This window comes from Pseudomonas sp. D3-27 (assembly GCF_051132165.1).
In the GTDB taxonomy this organism is placed as follows: Bacteria; Pseudomonadota; Gammaproteobacteria; order Pseudomonadales; family Pseudomonadaceae; genus Aquipseudomonas.
Map to the genome: position 1 here is coordinate 1,808,677 of NZ_CP071667.1, position 20,741 is coordinate 1,829,417.

Annotated in this window: 20 protein-coding genes; all 20 read left to right on the forward strand. The window is 49.6% G+C overall.

What is annotated here, in order from left to right:
* The first annotated feature begins 124 nt into the window (after window positions 1-124).
* Window positions 125-421, forward strand: coding sequence for an integration host factor subunit beta (gene ihfB, locus J3P92_RS08475; RefSeq protein WP_420767791.1), 297 nt, complete (start codon window positions 125-127; stop codon window positions 419-421).
* A gap of 25 nt (window positions 422-446) precedes the next feature.
* A complete protein-coding gene (locus tag J3P92_RS08480) occupies window positions 447-671 on the forward strand; it encodes a lipopolysaccharide assembly protein LapA domain-containing protein (RefSeq protein ID WP_420767792.1) in 225 nt (74 codons plus the stop codon).
* A gap of 187 nt (window positions 672-858) precedes the next feature.
* Entirely contained in the window at window positions 859-1,902 is a 1,044-nt protein-coding gene (locus tag J3P92_RS08485; RefSeq protein ID WP_434650357.1) for an LPS O-antigen chain length determinant protein WzzB, read from the forward strand.
* 457 nt (window positions 1,903-2,359) lie between these two features.
* Window positions 2,360-3,256: a hypothetical protein gene (locus J3P92_RS08490; protein ID WP_434650359.1), complete on the forward strand. Its 897-nt coding sequence runs from the start codon at window positions 2,360-2,362 to the stop codon at window positions 3,254-3,256.
* A 43-nt stretch (window positions 3,257-3,299) separates the two neighbouring features.
* Window positions 3,300-4,454 carry a hypothetical protein gene (locus tag J3P92_RS08495; protein WP_434650361.1) on the forward strand — a complete coding sequence of 385 codons (1,155 nt, stop codon included), beginning with the start codon at window positions 3,300-3,302 and terminating at the stop codon, window positions 4,452-4,454.
* Between the two features lie 139 nt (window positions 4,455-4,593).
* Window positions 4,594-5,058: an acyltransferase gene (locus J3P92_RS08500; protein WP_434650363.1), complete on the forward strand. Its 465-nt coding sequence runs from the start codon at window positions 4,594-4,596 to the stop codon at window positions 5,056-5,058.
* Window positions 5,059-6,057, forward strand: coding sequence for a UDP-N-acetylglucosamine 4,6-dehydratase (inverting) (gene pseB / locus J3P92_RS08505; RefSeq protein WP_434650365.1), 999 nt, complete (start codon window positions 5,059-5,061; stop codon window positions 6,055-6,057).
* A 3-nt stretch (window positions 6,058-6,060) separates the two neighbouring features.
* Entirely contained in the window at window positions 6,061-7,221 is a 1,161-nt protein-coding gene (gene pseC / locus J3P92_RS08510) for a UDP-4-amino-4,6-dideoxy-N-acetyl-beta-L-altrosamine transaminase (protein WP_434650367.1), read from the forward strand.
* Complete coding sequence (gene pseF / locus J3P92_RS08515) at window positions 7,218-7,919, forward strand: pseudaminic acid cytidylyltransferase (protein WP_434650369.1); 702 nt, start codon at window positions 7,218-7,220, stop codon at window positions 7,917-7,919. The genes pseC and pseF overlap by 4 nt, the downstream gene beginning before the upstream one ends.
* A complete protein-coding gene (gene pseG, locus J3P92_RS08520) occupies window positions 7,916-9,028 on the forward strand; it encodes a UDP-2,4-diacetamido-2,4,6-trideoxy-beta-L-altropyranose hydrolase (RefSeq protein WP_434650371.1) in 1,113 nt (370 codons plus the stop codon). The genes pseF and pseG overlap by 4 nt, the downstream gene beginning before the upstream one ends.
* Window positions 9,021-9,560: a UDP-4-amino-4,6-dideoxy-N-acetyl-beta-L-altrosamine N-acetyltransferase gene (gene pseH / locus J3P92_RS08525; RefSeq protein ID WP_434650373.1), complete on the forward strand. Its 540-nt coding sequence runs from the start codon at window positions 9,021-9,023 to the stop codon at window positions 9,558-9,560. Before pseG ends, pseH begins: the two co-directional genes overlap by 8 nt.
* A complete protein-coding gene (gene pseI / locus J3P92_RS08530; RefSeq protein WP_434650375.1) occupies window positions 9,547-10,599 on the forward strand; it encodes a pseudaminic acid synthase in 1,053 nt (350 codons plus the stop codon). The genes pseH and pseI overlap by 14 nt, the downstream gene beginning before the upstream one ends.
* The gene (locus J3P92_RS08535; protein WP_434650377.1) at window positions 10,596-11,948 is read left to right on the forward strand and encodes a hypothetical protein; all 1,353 of its coding nucleotides are present in this window, start codon (window positions 10,596-10,598) and stop codon (window positions 11,946-11,948) included. The genes pseI and J3P92_RS08535 overlap by 4 nt, the downstream gene beginning before the upstream one ends.
* Window positions 11,945-13,498, forward strand: a complete 1,554-nt coding sequence (locus J3P92_RS08540; RefSeq protein ID WP_434650379.1) for a capsule biosynthesis protein — start codon at window positions 11,945-11,947, stop codon at window positions 13,496-13,498. Before J3P92_RS08535 ends, J3P92_RS08540 begins: the two co-directional genes overlap by 4 nt.
* Window positions 13,495-14,289 carry a glycosyltransferase family 2 protein gene (locus J3P92_RS08545; RefSeq protein WP_434650381.1) on the forward strand — a complete coding sequence of 265 codons (795 nt, stop codon included), beginning with the start codon at window positions 13,495-13,497 and terminating at the stop codon, window positions 14,287-14,289. The genes J3P92_RS08540 and J3P92_RS08545 overlap by 4 nt, the downstream gene beginning before the upstream one ends.
* Window positions 14,286-15,230, forward strand: a complete 945-nt coding sequence (locus tag J3P92_RS08550; protein WP_434650383.1) for a UDP-glucuronic acid decarboxylase family protein — start codon at window positions 14,286-14,288, stop codon at window positions 15,228-15,230. The genes J3P92_RS08545 and J3P92_RS08550 overlap by 4 nt, the downstream gene beginning before the upstream one ends.
* 13 nt (window positions 15,231-15,243) lie before the next feature.
* A complete protein-coding gene (locus J3P92_RS08555; protein ID WP_434650385.1) occupies window positions 15,244-16,587 on the forward strand; it encodes a UDP-glucose dehydrogenase family protein in 1,344 nt (447 codons plus the stop codon).
* Entirely contained in the window at window positions 16,574-17,551 is a 978-nt protein-coding gene (locus J3P92_RS08560; protein ID WP_434650387.1) for an NAD-dependent epimerase/dehydratase family protein, read from the forward strand. The genes J3P92_RS08555 and J3P92_RS08560 overlap by 14 nt, the downstream gene beginning before the upstream one ends.
* Window positions 17,552-17,606: 55 nt before the next feature.
* A complete protein-coding gene (locus tag J3P92_RS08565) occupies window positions 17,607-18,620 on the forward strand; it encodes an MraY family glycosyltransferase (RefSeq protein ID WP_434650389.1) in 1,014 nt (337 codons plus the stop codon).
* 111 nt (window positions 18,621-18,731) lie between these two features.
* Window positions 18,732-20,726, forward strand: a complete 1,995-nt coding sequence (locus J3P92_RS08570; protein WP_434650391.1) for a polysaccharide biosynthesis protein — start codon at window positions 18,732-18,734, stop codon at window positions 20,724-20,726.
* Window positions 20,727-20,741 lie beyond the last annotated feature (15 nt).

The window sequence follows — 20,741 nt, forward strand, 5'->3', positions numbered from 1 at the left end:
GCGCCAAAAAGGGGCGATCAGGGGGCGCTGAAGATATGTCAAGAGTTGGGCTGTTCAAATTCCTCCGGGCATGCTAAAACCTTTGAAGCGATTTTCCTAGCTGCTTGAAAAAGAAGGGAAAAACATGACGAAGTCGGAGTTGATCGAACGAATTGTCACCCATCAAGGGCTGCTCTCATCCAAGGATGTAGAGCTGGCCATCAAGACCATGCTTGAACAAATGTCCCAATGCCTGGCGACCGGAGATCGTATCGAAATCCGCGGGTTCGGCAGTTTCTCCCTGCACTACCGCGCCCCTCGTGTGGGTCGCAACCCAAAAACAGGTCAATCTGTCAGCCTCGATGGAAAATTCGTACCTCATTTCAAGCCGGGCAAGGAGCTCCGAGACCGGGTGAACGAGGAAGAGGGTGACGAGGTCTGAATCGACCCCAAAAAAAGAGGTCTCCATGCGGAACTTTAAGCGCCTTGCGCTTGTCGTACTTGCGGTGCTCGTGGCTTCGGCTATCGTACTGTTCGTGCTTGAAAACAATCAGCCTGTCGCGCTGTTGTTCCTGGGATGGTCGGCACCGCAACTTCCTGTTTCGGTTTTTGTGTTGCTCGCGCTCCTCTCTGGAATGATGATTGGCCCCCTATTGGCGTGGATCGCCGGGAGAGGTCGGCGGCTGAAATAAATGGATGTGTGAGCCCAGTAGTCTCGTAGTAAGGATCACTGCCGCAAATTTCTGACTTTGGGTATGTTGCATTTGTTTAAGTTTAATAAAAAGACCGCTGTGTCCGTCGGGGACTTGCCCGCCTTACCTTTTAATGCGACCCGTGTGTCTGCAAGCGCAAAGCTAAAAAAAGGGAGCGAGGCTATCCATGCAAGATAATCGTATTGCAACGCGCGACGACGATGAAATCGACCTGATCGCCCTCGCTCGCGGGCTTTGGGCTCAAAAATGGCTGATCCTCGCCATTACTCTTCTGGTCACTGCTGGCGCTGCTGCTTACGCGTTCCTCAGCAAACCTGTCTATGAAGCAAAGCTTTTTATCATGCCGCCGACTCAGAATGAGATCGCTGAGTTGAACTATGGGCGTGGGAAAAGTACGGAGCTGGAAACTTATACCATCAAGCATGTTTACGATGTTTTTGCTCGTAACTTGCAGGGTGAGTCGCTTCGTCAGACTTTTTTTAATGAGGTTTATCTTCCTTCGCTTGATGAGTCGCAACGAGAGGGGGCTCTTGATCGTTTGTATGAGCGGTTCTCTCGCCAGCTGGTCGTCAAAGGGCCTGGGAAGGATACGCCAGATCGTTTCTCCGTCACTGTGCAAATCGGCGACCCGGTAAAGGCTGCCGAGTGGGCCAAGGCCTACGTGGCGCGCGCCAGTAAGGCTGCCGAGGCTGAGCTGGTCAAAAACGTAACGACTGAAGCTTCGGTGAGAGCGCGCAATTTGGAACAACGTATTGTCAGCTTGCGCGAGACTGCTCAGCGGATACGTGAGGACAGGATTCAGCAATTGCGGGAAGCGTTGAAAATTGCCGAGGCGATTGGATTGACTACGCCGACGGTCAACTCCTCTGCTGCGGTGGATATTACCGTTGATACCGGTAGCAAGATGGATTATCAGCGTGGTAGTAAAGCTTTGGCTGCTGAGATCAAAACGTTGGAGTCCAGAACCTCAGATGACGCGTTTATAGAAGATCTGCGGACGTTGCAGATGCGGTATAACTTTTATCGTAAGTTGAATGTTGATCCTGAGCTTGTTTCGGTTTATCGACAGGATGGTAGTGTTGAGGTGCCGGAGAGCCCGGTTAAGCCGAGGAAGAGCTTGATTGTGGTGTTGGGCGCAATCATAGGTTTGATTCTGGGTGGGTTTGCGGCATTGATTTGTTTTGCCTTTGTCCGGAACCGGATTAAGTGAGTTCTCTTCATTCATAGAATTTAGTGTCTGGGGGGGGGGCTTTGCTGGCCTGTTATCGTCGTGGTGTGCGGCGATAGCGGGCTTTTTATATTTTTTGAAACTGAGTTTATGCTTGAGTAAGTTATTTAATCGGTAGCTATAACGCGCGTCATATATTCGATAGTATCTATGGCTTCATAGGCTGGCTACTTCGTTTTATAGATTTGCCTTGGCATGTTGTCGCAGGCCAGCTACATACCCAGCAGCAGACGCATACTTACGATCATCACGCTGCTCCATCGCTCTACCTGTGCTAGCAAGCTGAGTTGAATCATCTGGACAAAATTCTCATTTACCCATGAAAATGGAGCTGGTGCGGGCGAGGGGAAATGCTTCCTTGGTGACCCTCCTCAGCAGGTTTCATTCGTCGATATAGTGATATTTTTTTGGGTTTTTGTAGCTGATAAGCAGGGAAATCATGTTGACAAAATATAAAATTATGCGTGGCTTGTTTAAGCGAAGGTCAGTAAGGACTCTGATTTGGACTGTCGTGGCCTTTTTTAATAAGAAGCGCCTAGCTGATTTTGTAAGGACTCAGGTAAATAGAAAAGAGGAGTCATTTGTAGTATTCGATGTCGAGTCTATAGATTCGGTGGTTGCAGAGCTGGAGATTAATGGTGCTCTAGCTGGGCCGTCGTTGCCAAAGGATGTTGTCGAGTATCTCTTGGACTATTCGGAAAGCAATCCCTGTTTCGCGGACAGAGATCAAGCAAAAGGTTTTTATTTAACAGATAGGGATAAAGCCCAGAAAGCGCTCGGCAAGGAGCTTTTGTTGGCTCAATACTTTGATGCGGAGCAAGACGAAAAAATTTCTAAATTGGCTAACGATCCGTATTTGCTATTGGTTGCTGCTAAGTACTTGAAAGTTCCTCCAAAGTTAATGAGTGTTAATATGTGGTGGACTTTTCCGGTAAACGCCAGTGCGGAAGACAAGGCGCGCCATGCGCATGTCTTTCATTTTGATTTGGATGACTTGAAGTTCGTTAAATTTTTCTTTTATTTGACCGATGTGGATGATGATGCTGGTCCTCATATTTTTGTAAAAACGTCGAATAGATTGATTAAATACGAATCGCCGATGTTCAAGTCTCGCCGCTTTACCGACGAAGAAATTATCTCCGCGTATGGGGCTGATAATGTTGTCAAGGTTTTAGGGCCGGCTGGGACGTGTTTGATAGAAGACACTATCACTGTACACAAAGGTGTTACGCCAGTTTCTCGGGCAAGGCTTATGCTGCAGTTCGAGTATTCGATTAATACTTATTCGGAAGTTAGTTGTGTTGGTGATAGAGAGGCTCAGAAAATATTCGTCTAGGCTGAATGCCTGGTCCTATTTGTTGTTCGCTGGCGGAGCCTCTATGATTGCTGCGCTAAAGGGGTTCGCTTACGCGCATTTACTTTCTTTTGATCAATATGCTCAAATAAATTATTATTTGTTGATTGTAGGGCTGGGCGCCCTTCTTGTTGGTTCTGGTGTAATAGTTAGATGCCATTCGGAGATGCCGTTATTAGCCAGTAATGAGAAGAAGTTATCTGAGTTTGTGTTGAATGTAAAATGGTTTGGTGGCGTTTGCTGGCTGGTTGGGCTTATCGGATTAATTGGCTACGGGGTTCTTTCGAATGCTCCGATGCTTATATTTTTACTCTCGCTAGTCCAAGTGTTGGTTTTTTTTGTTTTTACTGTTGATCTGATGGTTGTAAAGAGCAAAAAGAGGTTCGTGGAGTATGCGAAGCGGTTGCTTTATCGAAACTTGTTCATCGCTTTAGCTGGCTTGTGTGTTGCATTTGTCACAGTTAATGCCACATACGCGATTTTGGCTGAGGTTCTTGTAGGGGGTATTCTTTGCTTTAAGTCTCTGATGTCATGGCTCGTAAAAATGGTTGTTCCAAGCCGGACATTTCTTCTGGATTGCTTGAAGTTTGTGCCTGTGACTTGTGTTGGGGCATTTATGCAGTACGTGGATAGGGTCTTTGCTGCCTATTATTTAAGTCCCAAAGATTTTTCACGCTTTTCTTACCTCTCACTTGTTGTGATGGTGGCGCTTTCTATTCAGCAGTTGATAAATACCCGGGTGATTACTCTGTTGCCGGAGATATGTCTGGATAGTCCTAGGGCGGGTTTCAGGTACGTTGCCAGGATTTCCTTCCTGGTATGCTTGTTTTTGTCGGTGGCGCTGCTATGTTTGCTTTGGCTTTTGCAAAGTCGCTGGTTTGCTGCCGAATGGCTAGAGGCGAGTGCTGGGGTTGGCGCGGTTTTCTTGATGTGCGCAATATTGCGTTCGGCTGATTTCTTCACGTCTTATTTGCTTGTGATGTCGCAAAGAAACAAACTTCTTGCTGTTCAGTTATGTATGCTTGGGTTGTTTTTTATTCTTTCTGTGTCTTACAGCTTGATATTTGAGTCGGGTGGTATTTTTGCTTTCGTTTCTTTGATGTGTGTAGGTTTCTCTGTGCAGTTGTTTTTTTTGATTTTCTTTTCTTGGAGAGTTAGTTTTGCTAAAGAAACTATCTGATGGTGTGGTTGCCCGGCTTAGAGTCTTCGGGTTGTTTTTTTCGATGCTCGCCCGTAGATCGTTAATCTCGCCTTTTTCTAGGGTCTCTAGGCGAGGACGTATATTGATCGGGAGGCGAGTCACTGTAAAAAGTGCGTTGTTGAACGCAGGTGTTGGAGAGGTCAAACTCGATGATGGGGTGTGGCTAAATAGTGGCGTTGAGCTTTCCGCGCTGACGCGAATCCGTATAGGCGAAGGAACGACAATCCAGCGGAACGTGACCATAAATGGTGACGTTTCAATTGGCAGGGAATGCCTTCTGGCGCCAAACATTTTTATGTCTTCAGCTTCGCATGTGCATGATCGTTACCCCGGGATCAGCATTCGCGAGCAAGAGCGGCGAATTTCCCGTGAGGACTTTTTGGCGACCTACAATAAGCCAATCGAGATCGGCGATGATGTTTGGATTGGCGCGAATGCGGTTATAATGCCCGGTGTTGAAATAGGTTCGCATTCGGTGATTGGTGCTAATTCTGTGGTGACCAAGGATGTTCCGGTAGGGGCAATTGTAGTAGGTGGTCCTGCAAAAATAATTAAGTTTCGCTTTGGGTTTGAGGGACTGTAGATGTTGAGCAACAAGACGATTTTGGTGACCGGCGGTACCGGCTCGTTCGGTAACACATTCGTACCGATGACCCTGGCCAAATACAACCCCAAGAAGATCATCATCTTCTCAAGGGACGAAATGAAGCAATGGGACATGGCGAAAAAATTCGAGGGTGACCCTCGTGTTCGCTTCTTTATTGGCGATGTTCGCGACAAAGAACGCCTTTATCGGGCCCTTGATGGCGTTGACTACGTTGTCCATGCGGCCGCTACCAAGATCGTACCGACTGCTGAATACAATCCTTTCGAGTGCATCAAGACCAATATCAACGGCGCCATGAACCTGATCGATGCCTGCATCGACAAAGGCATCAAGCGGGTGGTGGCGTTGTCCACCGACAAAGCCAGCAGCCCGATCAATCTGTACGGTGCCACCAAGCTGGCGTCTGACAAACTTTTCGTTGCCGGGAACTCATACGTAGGTGGTCACGAAACTCGCATGGCTGTTGTGCGCTATGGCAACGTCATGGGCTCGCGGGGCTCGGTTATTCCCTTTTTCATGTCTATCAAGGACAAGGGCGAGCTACCGATCACCGATGAGCGAATGACCCGCTTCATGATTTCGCTGGAGGAAGGTGTCGAGTTGGTCTGGCACGCTTTCGAAGACATGGAAGGCGGCGAAATCTATGTGAAGAAGATCCCTTCAATGAAGGTGACCGACCTTGCCCGTGTTGTGGCTCCCGACGCCAAGCAAAAGATTGTTGGTATCCGCCCAGGCGAAAAATTGCACGAGCAGATGATCAGCGCTGAGGATTCGTATTACACCTACGAGTACCCAGAGCATTTCAAGATCCTGCCGGTCATCAACGAGTGGGCGACCTGCCCGAAACGCATCAAGGATGGCAAGAAAGTCGCGGAAGGGTTCGTCTACGCCAGCGATAACAATACCGAATGGATGAGCGACGAGGATCTACGCAACTGGATCACCGCTAACGAAGCGAAGATCGGGAGTATCTGATCCATGATTCCATACGGTCGCCAGGATATAACCCAAGCCGATATCGACGCGGTTGTCGGTGTGCTGCAATCTGATTTCCTCACCCAGGGGCCGATGGTGCCTCGTTTTGAGCAGCAGGTTGCTGCCCATGTGGGCGCCAGGCATGCGCTTGCGGTGAATAGCGCTACGTCGGCGTTGCATATCGCATGTCTTGCGTTGGGTCTTGGTCCCGGTGATCGTTTATGGACGAGTCCCGTTACGTTTGTCGCTTCTGCGAACTGTGGTTTGTATTGCGCTGCTCAAGTTGATTTCGTTGATATCGATCCTCGTACCTACAATCTTTGCCCTCAGGCGCTGGAGCGCAAGCTGGTAAAGGCTGAGCGAGAGGGTACGCTGCCTAAGGTGGTCGTGCCGGTACACCTTTGTGGCCAGCCCTGCGATATGCAGGCCATACAAAAACTCGCCAAGCGCTACGGCTTCAAGGTGATAGAGGATGCCTCTCACGCCATCGGTGGAAAATACCAAGGCGATTTCATTGGGAGCGGCAAATACAGCGACATTACGGTATTCAGCTTTCATCCGGTGAAGATAATCACTACCGCAGAAGGTGGGATGGCGCTGACCAATAATGCCGAACTTGCGAACAAGATGGCGCTTTTGCGCAGCCACGGCATTACTCGTGATCCGCAACAAATGACTCACGACTCAGACGGTCCCTGGTACTACCAGCAGATAGACCTGGGTTTCAATTATCGAATGACCGAACTGCAAGCAGCCTTGGGCTTAAGTCAGATGGAGCGTCTGGATCAGTTCATTGCTCGGCGACACCAGTTGGCAACGCGTTATAACGATCTGCTCGCGGCGCTGCCTGTAACTGTTCCATGGCAACATCCCGACAGTTATTCAGGCTTGCACCTCTACGTGATTCGGCTACAACTGGCAAAAATCAGCAAGAGCCACCGTCAAGTGTTCGAATCGCTGAGGGACCAGGGGATCGGGGTGAACCTGCATTACATTCCTGTCCATACGCAGCCGTACTATGCGCAGATGGGGTTCAAGCCGGAAGATTTCCCGGTAGCCCAGGATTACTATCGCGAAGCTATCAGCATTCCGATGTTCCAGACCATGAGTGATGAACAGCAAGACCAGGTGGTAGCTGCCATCAAACAGGCAGTGAACGCATGAGACTGGCCGTCATTCCTGCCCGGGGCGGCAGCAAGCGCATCCCAAGAAAAAACATCAAGATTTTTTGTGGCAAGCCGATGATCGCTTGGTCAATCGAGGCGGCGCTCGAGAGTGGCTGTTTTGATAAGGTCATTGTGTCTACGGATGACGAAGAGATTGCCGGTGTTGCGCGTGATTGCGGAGCCAGCGTTCCATTCATGCGTCCAGCTGAGTTGGCTGACGACTACACCGGAACAATACCGGTTATTCAGCAAGCAATTGAACGTCTCAGGGCTGATGGGTTTGAAGCCCAGCAGGTTTGCTGCCTTTATGCTACAGCCCCGTTTGTCAGCCCTGAAGATTTGCAGCGAGGTCTGGCGACTCTTGAACGAACGGGCAGCCAATACGCGTTTTCAGTCACCAGCTATGCATTCCCCATTCAGCGAGCGATTCGCCTGTCTGAAAACGGAGGCGTGGAAATGTTTCACGCCGAGCACTTCAACACTCGCTCACAAGATCTGGAAGAAAGCTATCACGACGCCGGGCAGTTTTATTGGGGGCTGACAACTGCATGGCTGGCTGGGCATATGATTTTCAGCCCACAGTCGAGCGCTGTTGTACTACCGCGCCATCGTGTGCAAGACATCGATACCCCAGAAGATTGGGTTCGTGCTGAATGGATGTATAAAGCCTTTCAAGCGGAAAGCGCCAAAGCATGAAAGGCATGACGGTAGTATTCAGGGCAGATGCCTCGCTGCTGATTGGCAGCGGGCATGTAATGCGTTGCTTAACTTTGGCTGAAGCTCTGCGTGCTGAAGGCGCTACATGCTATTTCATTTGTAGGGAGCACCCAGGAAATCTGCTTGATTTTGTTCGGAGCAAGCATTTCGAAGCGTTTGCACTGGACGCGACTGAGAGCCCTGGCGCCGCTGGCTACTCAGTTTTCCCGGAAAGCCAACTAACTCACTCTGCTTGGCTCGGAGCTTCCCAAACGCAAGATGCCAGCGAGTGTGCTGCCCTGTTAGGCGAGTTAATGCCTGACTGGCTGGTAGTGGATCATTATGCTCTGGATGCCCGGTGGGAAAACGCACTGAAGAAATACTATAACGATCTTTTAGTTATAGATGACCTCGCGGACCGTCCGCATGTTTGCAAAATACTCCTCGATCAGAACCACGGGCGTACGGAGCGAGACTACATAGGGCTTGTGCCCGATGGCTGCCAAATACTGGCTGGTGCACGGTTCGCACTGTTACGCCCAGAGTTTGCCCAGCTGCGTAAGCGAAGCCTTGAGAGACGAAGCTCTTCGGTGCTCCAGCATCTGCTGATTACGATGGGAGGCGTCGATCAAGCAAATGCCACAGGGCTCGTCCTGCGGATCCTGCGAGACTGCCCTCTACCTGACGATTGCCGAATAAGCGTAATCATGGGACTTAACGCTCCTTGTCTGGCTTCTGTAAACGAAATCGCGGCGACCATGCCTTGGCCTACCGAAGTGTTGGTTAACGTGTCTGATATGGCTGAGCGCATGACTTCGGCAGATCTAATCATCGGTGCCGCTGGCAGTACCTCCTGGGAGCGCTGCTGCTTGGGTGTGCCGACCATTATGGTGGTGTTGGCGGATAATCAAAAATCTGGGGCAGAAGCACTCTCGCGTTCCGGCTGCGTCGTGCTCGTTGGACAAGCGAACGATGTTCCCGAACGCTTACCGGCGGCCATATTCGATTTAACACAAGGCTGTTCCTTGTCGGAGCTAAGCCGGCAGGCAAAAAACGTCTGCGACGGTTTAGGTGTTGAGCGGTTAATCGGGAGCATGGGCAATGGATAATGCGCAGCGGGACTCATCTATCCGGAAGATGACGGCAGACGATTTGAACCTTGTACTTGCCTGGAGGAATCATCCGGATATACGTCGTTTTATGTATACCCAGCATGAAATCAAGCTTGAAGAGCATCGAACCTGGTTCATGCGTGCGTCCGTTGATGCAAGCAAGCATTTACTGATTTTCCAAATGGACGGCGCAGCCCAAGGCTTCGTGAATATAACCGAACTCGGCGTACCTGGAGTCGCTGACTGGGGGTTCTACATAGCGCCTGAAGCAGAGAAGGGCACAGGCCGAGAATTGGGAAAGGCGGCGCTGGATTACGCGTTTAGAGCTCTCCATCTGCATAAGATCTGCGGACAAGCCCTTGCCTATAATGAACGATCAATCAAGTTTCATCTTGGTATGGGATTTCAGCAAGAAGGAGTTCTGCGCGATCAACACTACGACGGCGAAAACTATCATTCAGTTATTTGCTTTGGATTATTGAGCGCCGAATGGCAGCCAGAAGAGAGTCAATCGTATGCGAAATCCTAGTATCAATATAGCCGGCAGAAAAATTGGCGCAGACGAGCCCCCGTATATTATTGCAGAGCTGTCCGCCAATCATAATGGCAATTTTGAGACTGCAAAGCGGATTATGGAAGAGGCCAAGAAGGCGGGCGCCGACGCGATCAAGCTGCAGACATATACCGCTGACACTATTACGTTAGATTGCGATTCGGCCGATTTCCAGATTCGTGGTGGGTTGTGGGATGGGCGGACATTGTATGAGCTTTATAAAGAAGCCCACATGCCCTGGGAATGGCATGCTCCGCTTTTTGACTATGCAAAAAAGCTCGACATCACTATTTTCAGCTCGCCTTTCGACTCGACGGCAGTTGATCTTCTCGAAAGTCTGAACGCACCTGCTTATAAAATTGCTTCGTTCGAAGCGATTGACCTACCGCTAATAAAATATGTGGCCAGTACGGGCAAACCGATGATCATCTCTACCGGGATGGCAGACGCAGACGAGATAGCTGAGGCAATCGAGGCCGCGCGAGAGGGCGGTTGTAAGGAACTGGCTGTCCTTCACTGCGTTAGTGGTTATCCAGCGCCGGCAGAAGATTATAATCTACGTACTATTCCGGATATGATCCATCGCCATGGTTTGGTGACCGGGTTATCTGACCATACATTAGACAATACAACGGCAATTACAAGCGTTGCACTCGGGGCGTCGATTATCGAGAAACACTTTACCCTTGATCGCAGCGGCGGCGGCCCAGATGACAGTTTTTCGCTACAACCCCAAGAGCTTATGGCGCTGTGCCAGGATAGTAAAACGGCATGGGCGGCGCTGGGCAAGGTTGATTATGGGAGTAAGTCTAGTGAGCAAGGGAATGTGCAATTCAGGCGCTCCCTCTATGCAGTGGAAAATATCGCCAAGGGTGAGATCATTAGTCTGAAAAATGTACGAAGTGTGCGCCCGGGCTATGGGTTGCCGCCGAAATACCTCGACATTATCTTAGGAAAAAGCGCTGCTGTTGATATCAAGAAAAACACGCCGTTGAGTTTTGACGTCTTAATATGAGTGGCAATGTAAGTGGGAAAGGGCGGGCTGAATTGATAATTGCCAAGAAAAATTTATTGCATATTATTTTGCCTGTTGCAATAGTGTTGGCTGTCGCGTTGTTGTTCTTGGTGCTTGAATTGTCTATTCCCTATACATCCGCAGTTGCGGATGTATACCCTGCCTATGGGGTGTATGCTCTATTTTATATGGTCATGGTTGTTTCGTACTTTCTGGTGTCGCTAGGTCTATATTTTATTGATGCGCGTACGATTTCAGCCTCTGTATATTCGCCGTCTCGTGAGTTGTATACAGTTATGAGGCTGTCGTGCTGGCTGTCGATATTAGGGCTTGGTTTCTTAATTATAGACCGGTCTTTATATCAGGGTGTGGATTACTTAAGTAGTAATTTTGTGGAGATCAGGTCACGGTTGAATTCTGAAAGAGCCGGCGCTGAGGGTGTCTCTTCTATTTTTAGCGTGGTGGGGAATCTGTTGCAATTCTGGTACTATTTTGCTTTTGTATTTCTAGTTTATTACTATGAATTTTTTTCCCGCAAACAGCGATGGGTCTTAGCGTCGTTGATTTTTGTCGCGCTTTTGACAGGGTCTTATATTCTCGGCGGACGCTCACTCATCGGTGTGTTGGTCGTTAGTTTTATTGCGGTAATTATCGCCCGAGGAAGTTCCGGTCGAGGTGCGTATACAGAACTGTTTAAGGTAAGATCTTTGGTTTGGATTTTCTTTGCGGGTATGCTTTGTTTGGCTGCAATCATGTTTGTTTTTTATGCACGAGCCTCTGTGGGTGGAAATGACTCGGAGGCTTACCTAAATAGCTTTGTAGATCACCTCCATGGCATGAAAACCCAATCTTACAATGCCTGTGACTCTGGAGCTGTTTGCGATATAAAAAATTACCTTCTTCTGACCGCCTTATATGTAACCCATACGTTCTGGGTGCTGTCCGAAAATATCCAATATTTACCTTCTGATGCGGGCGGGTCTGCGTTATGGGGGGGCATACTCGCCTTGAGTTCGAAAGTTATCGGCTCGGCAGGTGGCGAATATCAGTATGCGGGATTATTTAACTCCTTGCCAGGATCGATTTATTACGAGTATGGTTTACTTGGGGTTGTCGCAGGAGCGCTTTTGTTGGCTAGCCTCTTGGCTTGGATGAACTTCTCCATTCTGCGCTCTAGCGGTATATTTAAGGTGATATTTTATGTTGCTTTACTGGATACGTTGTTAGTAGCCCCTGTCCTTTCATCTATGAATGTAATTATGTTTATTTTTGTCTTGGTTTCGCTGTGTTCGGCGGCAGGTATATATATGTTTTTGTGCTCGATAAAAAAGGAGGTTAGGTCTTTATGAGGATCGGACTTGTCAATATGTTCTCTTTTAGGCCTCACGTCGAGCATTTGTATTATTTGGCTAGAATGCTTGAAGATGGCGGGCACGAGATTTTCTATCTGACCTGTGACGGTGCAGTGAGTAATTGCTACTCCCGAGCAATCAAAGGCAAGCGGAAGCTAGAAGAGTGTCCCAAATGTATCTTGGGAGGCGTCAGGAGCTTTCCGGTAAAAAATGTCACTTCTGTAAGCTCTGGCTCTGAGAGTCTAGACTCAGATGTGTTAGACCGTCTCGCCCTGTCCAGTTCATGTACGTTAAACCGGACCGAATCTGAGATTGAGTGGAATGAGCCTCAAGTCGTTACGGTCAGGGAAAGTTTGTATGTACCTATTAACACAGTGTACCAAAGCGCCGCCCGGTGGATAGAAGATAACCGTATAGAAGCGGTAATTTGTTTCAATGGTAGAATGGATTTGCCCCGGGCTATTACGTATGCGTGTGAGCAGAAAAATATTCCCTATATCACTCATGAGCGAACTTGGTTCGGTGACGGGCTCCAGTTGATCCCCAACGCGAACTGTCTGTCGCTTAAGGCACTGGGCGATATGGTTAAAGAATACGATGATAGACCTTTGACTGCTGAACAGGCGAGGTTGGCGGGACGTCTGGCAGGTGAACGCTTCCTGCAAAAAAATTCTCTCGAATGGCGTCTATATAATAGAAATCCCGAACCTGCACCTTGGCCGTTAACCAGCGACGGGCCCCGAGTACTGGTTATTCCAAGTAGCAAAAACGAATTTGCCGGTCACGATGAGTGGCGTACGGAGTGGACGGACAACACCAAGGCACTTGATGATCTATTCGAAGCGTTTTCAATAAAGCCAGAGCAAGTAGTGGTTCGCTGTCATCCAAATTGGGCTGAAAACATCGGGAAAGTAGTCGGTGACAGATCGCTTTCTTTATATAAAGAGTGGGCGTTCAAGAATAATATCTATTGTATATCCAGCGAGCAAAAGGCAAGTACCTATGATCTTATTCAGCAGGCGGATATAGTAGTCCTTAATGGCGGAAGCTCTGCAGTCGAAGCCGGGGTATGTGGCAAGCAAGTTATCTGCATGGGGCCTTCAACGTATCAGGAGGCGGGTTTTTTAAGGGCGTTTAGAGATAAGCAGTCTTTATATGCAAATGATGCTCGGGTTTCGCTTGATCCAGATGTCGTTATTCGCAAAACATTACGCTTTTTATATTTAAGATCTCACCGCTTCTCACAATACGTAAAATATGTCAAAGCTGTGGAGACTACGCGTTACAGGTATTTCGAGGGAGCTGACCCTGAGAGAATTATCTCCATGCTAAAAACAGGTAAGCTGACAGCTGACGACGCGACGTTCGCTGACGATGGCTATGGCGAAGACGTCGTAGTCGACGCCCTGAAGAAGAAGGAATGGGCGCAGCTTGCAGAATACGAGGCCCAGCCGATCATGTTGGAGCCACTTTTGATACGCAGGCGTTTCGGGTTGCGCTGGGTAGATAATGTTAGGGCAAAAATGCCAAGAGGAGATCGAGGTTGAGCGAGTTTGCGCGGAAATTAGTTTCAGTCATCATGCCTTCTTATAATGCGGAGGGCTTGATCGCGCGGTCGATACAGTCTGTGATTGATCAATCTTATACCAATTGGGAGCTGATTGTTATAGATGACTGCTCGAAGGACGCAACCCGTCAAGTTGTCCAATCGTTCGTAGAGAAAGACTCGAGAATCAAGCTTATATCTCTTGAAAAAAATAATGGAGCTCCGGCGGCTCCTAGAAATATTGGAGTACGTAATTCATCTGGCGATTGGATTGCTTTTCTAGATGCGGATGATATATGGCATCCTCAGAAGCTGAAGCTGCAAATTGACGCGCTTCAGACGAGTAATGTCGATTTTTGTTGCACCCAAATGAAAGATTTTACTGATGATACGCTTCTCACTTTTGATCCGGTGATGGAAGTTGCCTTGGAGCAAATCAGTTTCGCTAAGCAGCAGATAAAAGGCCGGATTCCTACCTCTAGCGTGGTGGTTAAGAAGGATCTCATGTTGCGCTTTCCTTTCAATGAGGATATCCGCTACAAGGCAGTTGAGGATTATCATTGCTGGTTGAGAATGCATGAGGAAATCGGGGCTACAATAAAGCTTTGTTATCCTTTGCTGAGCTATAGACGAATAGTAGGCCAAATATCAGGTTCGAAAAAATACATGCTTGAGCGTATGTATATGGTTCATAAAGAATATCCTGGAACTTCTGCTGCTCAAGCAGCGCTTTACACAATTACCCATGCGCTGGGTGGATTTTACTATCGAATTTTGAGGAAGGGATTATGAAACGTGTAATGGTTACTGGCGGGGCAGGCTTCGTTGGCTCTCATTTGTGTGAGCGGCTGTTGGAACGGGGCTATGAAGTTCTTTGTGTGGACAATTTTTATACCGGTGCTAAGCGCAATATCGCTCACCTGTTACAGAATCCGTACTTTGAACTTCTTCGTCACGATGTAACCTTCCCATTACATGTAGAGGTTGATGAAATTTATAATCTGGCCTGCCCAGCATCTCCTGTACATTATCAATTCGATCCGGTGCAAACGTTGAAAACCAGCGTTCACGGCGCGATTAATATGTTGGGGCTCGCTAAACGAACTAAAGCCAAAATTTTTCAAGCTTCTACCAGTGAGGTGTACGGCGATCCAGAAGTGCATCCCCAGCCTGAGTCCTATTGGGGGAAGGTAAACCCTATTGGCATCCGGTCGTGCTACGACGAAGGGAAACGCTGTGCAGAGACACTTTTTTCTGACTATCACCGGCAGCATAATGTTCGGATAAAAATTGCTCGTATTTTTAACACCTATGGCCCACGTATGCATCCGAATGATGGCAGGGTCGTAAGCAACTTCATTGTTCAAGCGCTTCGTGGAGAGGACATCACTATCTACGGTGAGGGACAGCAGACCCGTAGCTTCTGTTACGTCGACGATCTAGTAGAAGGGTTTCTGCGCTTGATGGATACACCCGATAGCGTCACGGGCCCAGTCAATCTCGGTAACCCGGGTGAATTCACTATTCGGCAGCTGGCTGAGCGAGTGCTGGAACTGGTGGGTTCGAATTCGAAACTTGTGTTCCAGCCGTTACCTCAGGATGATCCCCAGCAGCGCCAGCCGGATATTAGCTTAGCTAAGGAGCTGTTGAATTGGCAGCCGACAATTATGCTTGATCAAGGTTTGGAAAAAACGATCAAGTATTTTGACAATCTGTTGTCGGAAAAAAGTTAAAAGTTGAGTCTCGATGAAAATTACAGTATTCGGTAGTGGATATGTTGGGCTCGTCACGGGAGCTTGTCTGGCTGATGTCGGTCATACGGTGATGTGCATTGATATCAACAAGGAAAAAATTGACGCCTTAAACTGTGGTGTCATACCAATATACGAGCCAGGGCTTGACGAGCTGATATTGAATAATGTCCAGGCCGGACGTCTGAGATTCTCGACCGACGCTGCAAAAGGTGTCGAGCATGGCTATCTCCAATTCATCGCCGTCGGAACACCGCCGGACGAAGATGGTAGGGCTGATCTGCAATACGTGTTGGCCGTTGCTAAAACTATCGGTCTTTACATGGATAATGAAAAGTTGATCATCGATAAATCGACGGTTCCGGTAGGGACCGCTGATCAGGTGAAAGCTGTTGTAAGGCAACAACTTGAAGCCAGAAATAAAGAAATAGAGTTCAATGTTTGCTCTAATCCTGAGTTTCTCAAGGAAGGAGCAGCTATTGATGATTTCACGAAAGGACCTCGAATCATCGTTGGCACTGATTCGGAAAAAGTCGCCAATGACATGCGCCAATGCTATGCGCCATACAATCGTAATCACGATAAGATCATGTTTATGGATGTTCGTTCAGCGGAGCTTACCAAGTACGCAGCGAATTCTATGCTCGCCACTAAAATTAGTTTTATGAATGAATTGGCTAATTTGGCTGAATGTCTCGATGCAGACATTGAAAGTGTACGCCTTGGTATCGGTTCCGACCCCCGGATCGGTTACCACTTCATTTATCCAGGCTGTGGGTATGGCGGGTCCTGTTTTCCCAAGGATGTCCAAGCACTGGCTCGTACTGCTCAGGAAGCGGGCTATCAGCCTGATTTGCTGCTGGCTGTCGAGGCGGTCAATAATCGCCAAAAGGATATCTTGTTTAAAAAATTGGCACAGGCTTTTGATGGCCAGCTCAAGGGCAAATGCGTCGCCCTGTGGGGATTGGCCTTCAAGCCAAATACCGATGACATGCGGGACGCTCCAAGCCGTACCCTTATGGAAGCTTTGTGGGCCGCTGGTGCTTCTGTTAGGGCACACGATCCCGAAGCAATGGAAGAATGTAAGCGAATCTACGGTGCTCGTGATGACCTTATGTTATGCGCTACCAGAGAGGATGCGGTCGAGGGCGCCGATGCATTGGTAATTTGTACTGAATGGAAAGCCTATAGGACGTTAGAGGCTGATTGGCTGAAGAGTACTTTGCGTTACCCTATAGTTGTAGACGGGCGAAATATCTTCAACCCTACCGAGATGACCAAGGCCGGGCTGCTGTACTTTGCGATTGGCCGAGGAATTTCTAACCGTGACTGCCAATAATCACAAGGAAGTTCAAAACGTTTTAGTTACCGGGGCTAACGGCTTCATCGGTAGGGCTCTTTGTCATAGGCTTTTGTCGGAGGGCTATAACGTATCTGCAGTGGTTCGCCAGTTGTCTAAGCCGATCGACAGGGTCAATTATTTGGTGGCCGATCTTGAGCGTTCCGATGACCTTAGTCTAGAGGGGTTGGGCATCGACTGCATTGTTCATTTGGCGGGACGTGCTCACGTGCTGGGAGAAAAAAATGCTGGCGCCCTTGAGTTGTATCGTCTTGCGAACCGAGATGCGACGGTACGGCTTGCTCAGCTGGCTATTGCTGCGGGTGTGAGGCGTTTTGTTTATATCAGCTCGATAGGCGTCAACGGATCAGAAACCTGCACAGGTGCGTTTGATGAGCGAACCACAGCTCACCCTCACGCTGACTATGCCGTTTCGAAATATGAAGCGGAATTGCAACTCAATGCAATGATGAAAAGCTTACCTATTGAGTCTGTTATCGTTCGTCCCCCCTTGGTTTATGATGTTCAGGCCCCAGGAAATTTCGCCAGGCTCTTACGGTTGGTTTCGAGCGGGTTACCACTGCCTTTCGCCGCTCTGGACAATAAGAGAAGTATGATTTCCCTTAAGAATCTGGTGGGGTTTATTGAGTTGTGTGTCCGTCACCCCGATGCCGCTCAAGAGCTCTTTCTTGTATCTGACGGGTGTGATCTATCTACGACCGATATAGTAAAGTTGCTCGCTGAAGGGATGGGCAAGCGGCCATGTATGTTTCCTATTCCGGATAGCTTGGCTTTATTCGGAGCCAAACTGATTGGTCGCCAGAATTTGCATGTGCAGCTCTTCCGTTCGCTGCAAGTTGATTCATCCAAGGCCAGGCGTTTGTTGGGCTGGAATCCAGAAGAGGATGCACGGGCCGCGTTGATTGAAGTGGGAAGCAGTTGGAATCGGCGGTACTCCCGTTGAGATACGACTGTCGCTAAATCCGGTTTTAGATCCGGGTCACACGTTGGATGTCGATATGAATGTTATGTTGTCCCTGTTGTTTGTCGGTTTATCCTGCGCGCTCACTTGGTTGCTACGTCGTTACGCCTTGTCGCGCAGTATGATTGATGTGCCCAACGCCCGTAGTTCACATACCGTTCCGACCCCTAGAGGCGGTGGTGTGGCCATTGTCCTTAGCTTTCTGTTGGCTCTGCCTGTTTTGGCTGTTGCCGGGTTTCTGACCTGGCCAACCATGTACGCGATGCTTGGGGCTGGCATGGGCGTCGCTGTTCTGGGTTTTCTGGACGATCATGGCCACATCGCTGCTCGCTGGCGGTTACTGGGGCATTTCGCGGCTTCGGTATGGGCGTTGTACTGGCTAGGTGGGTTGCCGCCAATCACATTGTTTGGTCTGGATTTGGAGTTGGCTTGGTTTGGACACATCCTCGCGCTGTTCTACCTTGTCTGGGTGCTTAATCTCTACAATTTCATGGATGGTATTGACGGCATTGCCAGCGTGGAGGCAATTTGCGTTTGTCTAGGGGCGTGCCTGCTTTATTGGTTGGGCGGTTTTGACTCCTTGATTGTCGCTCCTCTCGCACTAGCGTTGGCTGTCGCTGGTTTCCTTTTTTGGAATTTCCCTCCCGCACGTATTTTCATGGGGGATGCGGGTAGCGGCTTCCTCGGGATTATCCTGGGAATGCTGTCGCTGCAGGCTGCCTGGGTTTCATCCAAATTGTTATGGGTTTGGCTGATCCTTCTCGGTGTTTTTATAGTCGACGCAACCGTCACCTTGCTAAGGCGGCTGCTTCGTGGCGACAAGGTCTACGAGGCCCATCGTAGCCATGCGTACCAGTTCGCCTCCCGCCGTTACGGTCGCCATCTACCTGTAACACTCGCGGTGGGGGTAATCAATGTCTTCTGGCTATTGCCCCTGGGCGCCTGCGTTGTGCTGTTGAACTTAGACGGCGCGTTGGCTTTGCTCATAGCTTACGTACCTTTGGTGTTGCTGGCTTTCAAGTTTCATGCGGGCGAGCTTGAAAAGGCCTGATTTCAAGCTAGGTTCGCTTTTTTCGGTTATGGATTGTCCAACGCACGATGGTTTGCCACCGGCGTAAGAGCGGACGGGGTTTAGGAGTTGGCCAGGGTGCAGGAAGGATTCATGGATAAATTAAGAACAGTCTTGTTGGGACTCCCGAGGCGCCATAAGCGAGCAATCCAGGTCGCCATGGATATTGTGCTGGTCTGGATTGCGCTGTGGCTTGCATTTGTCGTGCGATTGGGTGTTGACGCGTTGATAGCACCGATCGAAACGCATCTGTGGCTGTTCGCATCGGCTCCACTGGTCGCCATTCCTATTTTCATCCGTTTCGGCATGTACCGTGCTGTCATGCGTTACTTTGGTAACGATGCGCTGATCACTATTTGTAAAGCAGTCAGCCTCTCGGCGCTGCTATTGGCCTTGGTGGTGTATTGGTACAGCAACCACAAGACTGTCGTCCCGCGCTCGATTATCTTCAATTATTGGTGGTTGAGCCTGATCATGATCGGCGGGCTTCGTCTCGTGATGCGCCAATACTTCCTGGGCGACTGGTTCACTGCGGCGCAACATGTGCCCTTTACCAACCGTGACGATGGCCTACCCAAGGTCGCTATCTATGGCGCCGGCGCAGCAGGCAACCAGCTCGTCGCCGCGCTGCGTATGGGACGGGTGATGCGGCCCGTTGCGTTCATAGACGATGACAGCAGCATCGCCGATCGCGTAATCGCAGGGCTCCAGGTCTATCAACCCAACCACATTCAAAAAATGATCGATGCGACTGGCGCCCAGGAAATACTGCTCGCCATTCCTTCTTCGTCACGTGGGCGCCGTCGAGAAATCCTGACCCTGCTTGAAGGCTTCCCACTGCACGTACGCAGCGTCCCGGGCTTCATGGACCTGGCCAGCGGCCGGGTCAAGGTGGACGACATCCAGGAAGTGGATATCGCGGACCTTCTAGGACGTGATGCAGTGCCGGCGCAGCCTGATCTATTAGAACATTGCATCACAGGCCAGTCGGTCTTGGTCACGGGGGCCGGCGGTTCGATCGGCTCAGAGCTTTGCCGACAGATCCTTGCGCTGAAACCCACCACGCTGCTGCTTTTCGAGCACAGCGAATTTAATCTCTACAGCATTTTGTCCGAACTGGAACCGCGAATCGCTCGGGAGTCTCTATCTGTTCGCCTATTGCCGATCTTGGGTTCGGTCCGCAACCAAGAGAAACTGCTTGATGTGATGAAGATCTGGAACGTCGACACGGTCTATCACGCAGCCGCCTATAAGCATGTGCCTATGGTTGAGCACAACATCGCCGAAGGTGTCTTGAACAATGTAATCGGTACCCTGAACACTGCACAGGCTGCATTGCAGGCGGGTGTGTCGAACTTTGTCTTGATCTCCACCGACAAGGCTGTACGCCCGACCAATGTAATGGGTAGCACCAAGCGGCTCGCTGAGCTGACGTTGCAAGCATTGAGTCGTGAATTGGCCCCGGTATTGTTTGGTGATCAGGCCAACGTCTCACGAGTTAACAAGACCCGCTTCACCATGGTCCGCTTCGGTAACGTACTGGGCTCCTCCGGATCGGTTATTCCGCTGTTCCATAAGCAGATCAAATCCGGTGGGCCGTTGACCGTCACCCATCCCAAGATCACGCGATACTTCATGACTATCCCCGAAGCAGCTCAACTGGTGATTCAAGCCGGTTCCATGGGCTTGGGTGGAGATGTGTTTGTGCTGGACATGGGCGAGCCGGTGAAAATCGTTGAGCTGGCGGAGAAGATGATTCACTTGTCTGGCTTGAGCGTTCGCTCCGAAAAGAATCCTCACGGTGACATCGCTATCAAATTCACCGGCTTGCGCCCCGGCGAGAAGCTTTATGAGGAGTTGCTGATAGGCGATAACGTCGTCGCTACCCAGCATCCAATGATCATGAGTGCCAATGAGGACTTCCTACCTTGGGACGTCCTCAAGCTGAGGCTGGCAGATTTACTCATCGCCATCGAAGAAGACGATTACGCACGAGTCCGTCAATTACTTCGCGACACCGTCAGTGGCTACGCCCCGGACGGAGAAATTGTTGACTGGATCCACCAGCAGCGCCATCTTGAGCCCTGATTGTTACACACCTCG

Excerpts from the sequence above, each read along its gene's own strand:
- ihfB (WP_420767791.1), top strand. The coding sequence starts at position 125 with ATGACGAAGTCGGAGTTGATCGAACGAATTGTCACCCATCAAGGGCTG.
- J3P92_RS08480 (WP_420767792.1), top strand. The coding sequence starts at position 447 with ATGCGGAACTTTAAGCGCCTTGCGCTTGTCGTACTTGCGGTGCTCGTG.
- J3P92_RS08485 (WP_434650357.1), top strand. The coding sequence starts at position 859 with ATGCAAGATAATCGTATTGCAACGCGCGACGACGATGAAATCGACCTG.
- J3P92_RS08490 (WP_434650359.1), top strand. The coding sequence starts at position 2,360 with ATGTTGACAAAATATAAAATTATGCGTGGCTTGTTTAAGCGAAGGTCA.
- J3P92_RS08495 (WP_434650361.1), top strand. The coding sequence starts at position 3,300 with ATGATTGCTGCGCTAAAGGGGTTCGCTTACGCGCATTTACTTTCTTTT.
- pseB (WP_434650365.1), top strand. The coding sequence starts at position 5,059 with ATGTTGAGCAACAAGACGATTTTGGTGACCGGCGGTACCGGCTCGTTC.
- pseC (WP_434650367.1), top strand. The coding sequence starts at position 6,061 with ATGATTCCATACGGTCGCCAGGATATAACCCAAGCCGATATCGACGCG.
- pseF (WP_434650369.1), top strand. The coding sequence starts at position 7,218 with ATGAGACTGGCCGTCATTCCTGCCCGGGGCGGCAGCAAGCGCATCCCA.
- pseG (WP_434650371.1), top strand. The coding sequence starts at position 7,916 with ATGAAAGGCATGACGGTAGTATTCAGGGCAGATGCCTCGCTGCTGATT.
- pseH (WP_434650373.1), top strand. The coding sequence starts at position 9,021 with ATGGATAATGCGCAGCGGGACTCATCTATCCGGAAGATGACGGCAGAC.
- pseI (WP_434650375.1), top strand. The coding sequence starts at position 9,547 with ATGCGAAATCCTAGTATCAATATAGCCGGCAGAAAAATTGGCGCAGAC.
- J3P92_RS08535 (WP_434650377.1), top strand. The coding sequence starts at position 10,596 with ATGAGTGGCAATGTAAGTGGGAAAGGGCGGGCTGAATTGATAATTGCC.
- J3P92_RS08540 (WP_434650379.1), top strand. The coding sequence starts at position 11,945 with ATGAGGATCGGACTTGTCAATATGTTCTCTTTTAGGCCTCACGTCGAG.
- J3P92_RS08550 (WP_434650383.1), top strand. The coding sequence starts at position 14,286 with ATGAAACGTGTAATGGTTACTGGCGGGGCAGGCTTCGTTGGCTCTCAT.
- J3P92_RS08555 (WP_434650385.1), top strand. The coding sequence starts at position 15,244 with ATGAAAATTACAGTATTCGGTAGTGGATATGTTGGGCTCGTCACGGGA.
- J3P92_RS08565 (WP_434650389.1), top strand. The coding sequence starts at position 17,607 with ATGAATGTTATGTTGTCCCTGTTGTTTGTCGGTTTATCCTGCGCGCTC.
- J3P92_RS08570 (WP_434650391.1), top strand. The coding sequence starts at position 18,732 with ATGGATAAATTAAGAACAGTCTTGTTGGGACTCCCGAGGCGCCATAAG.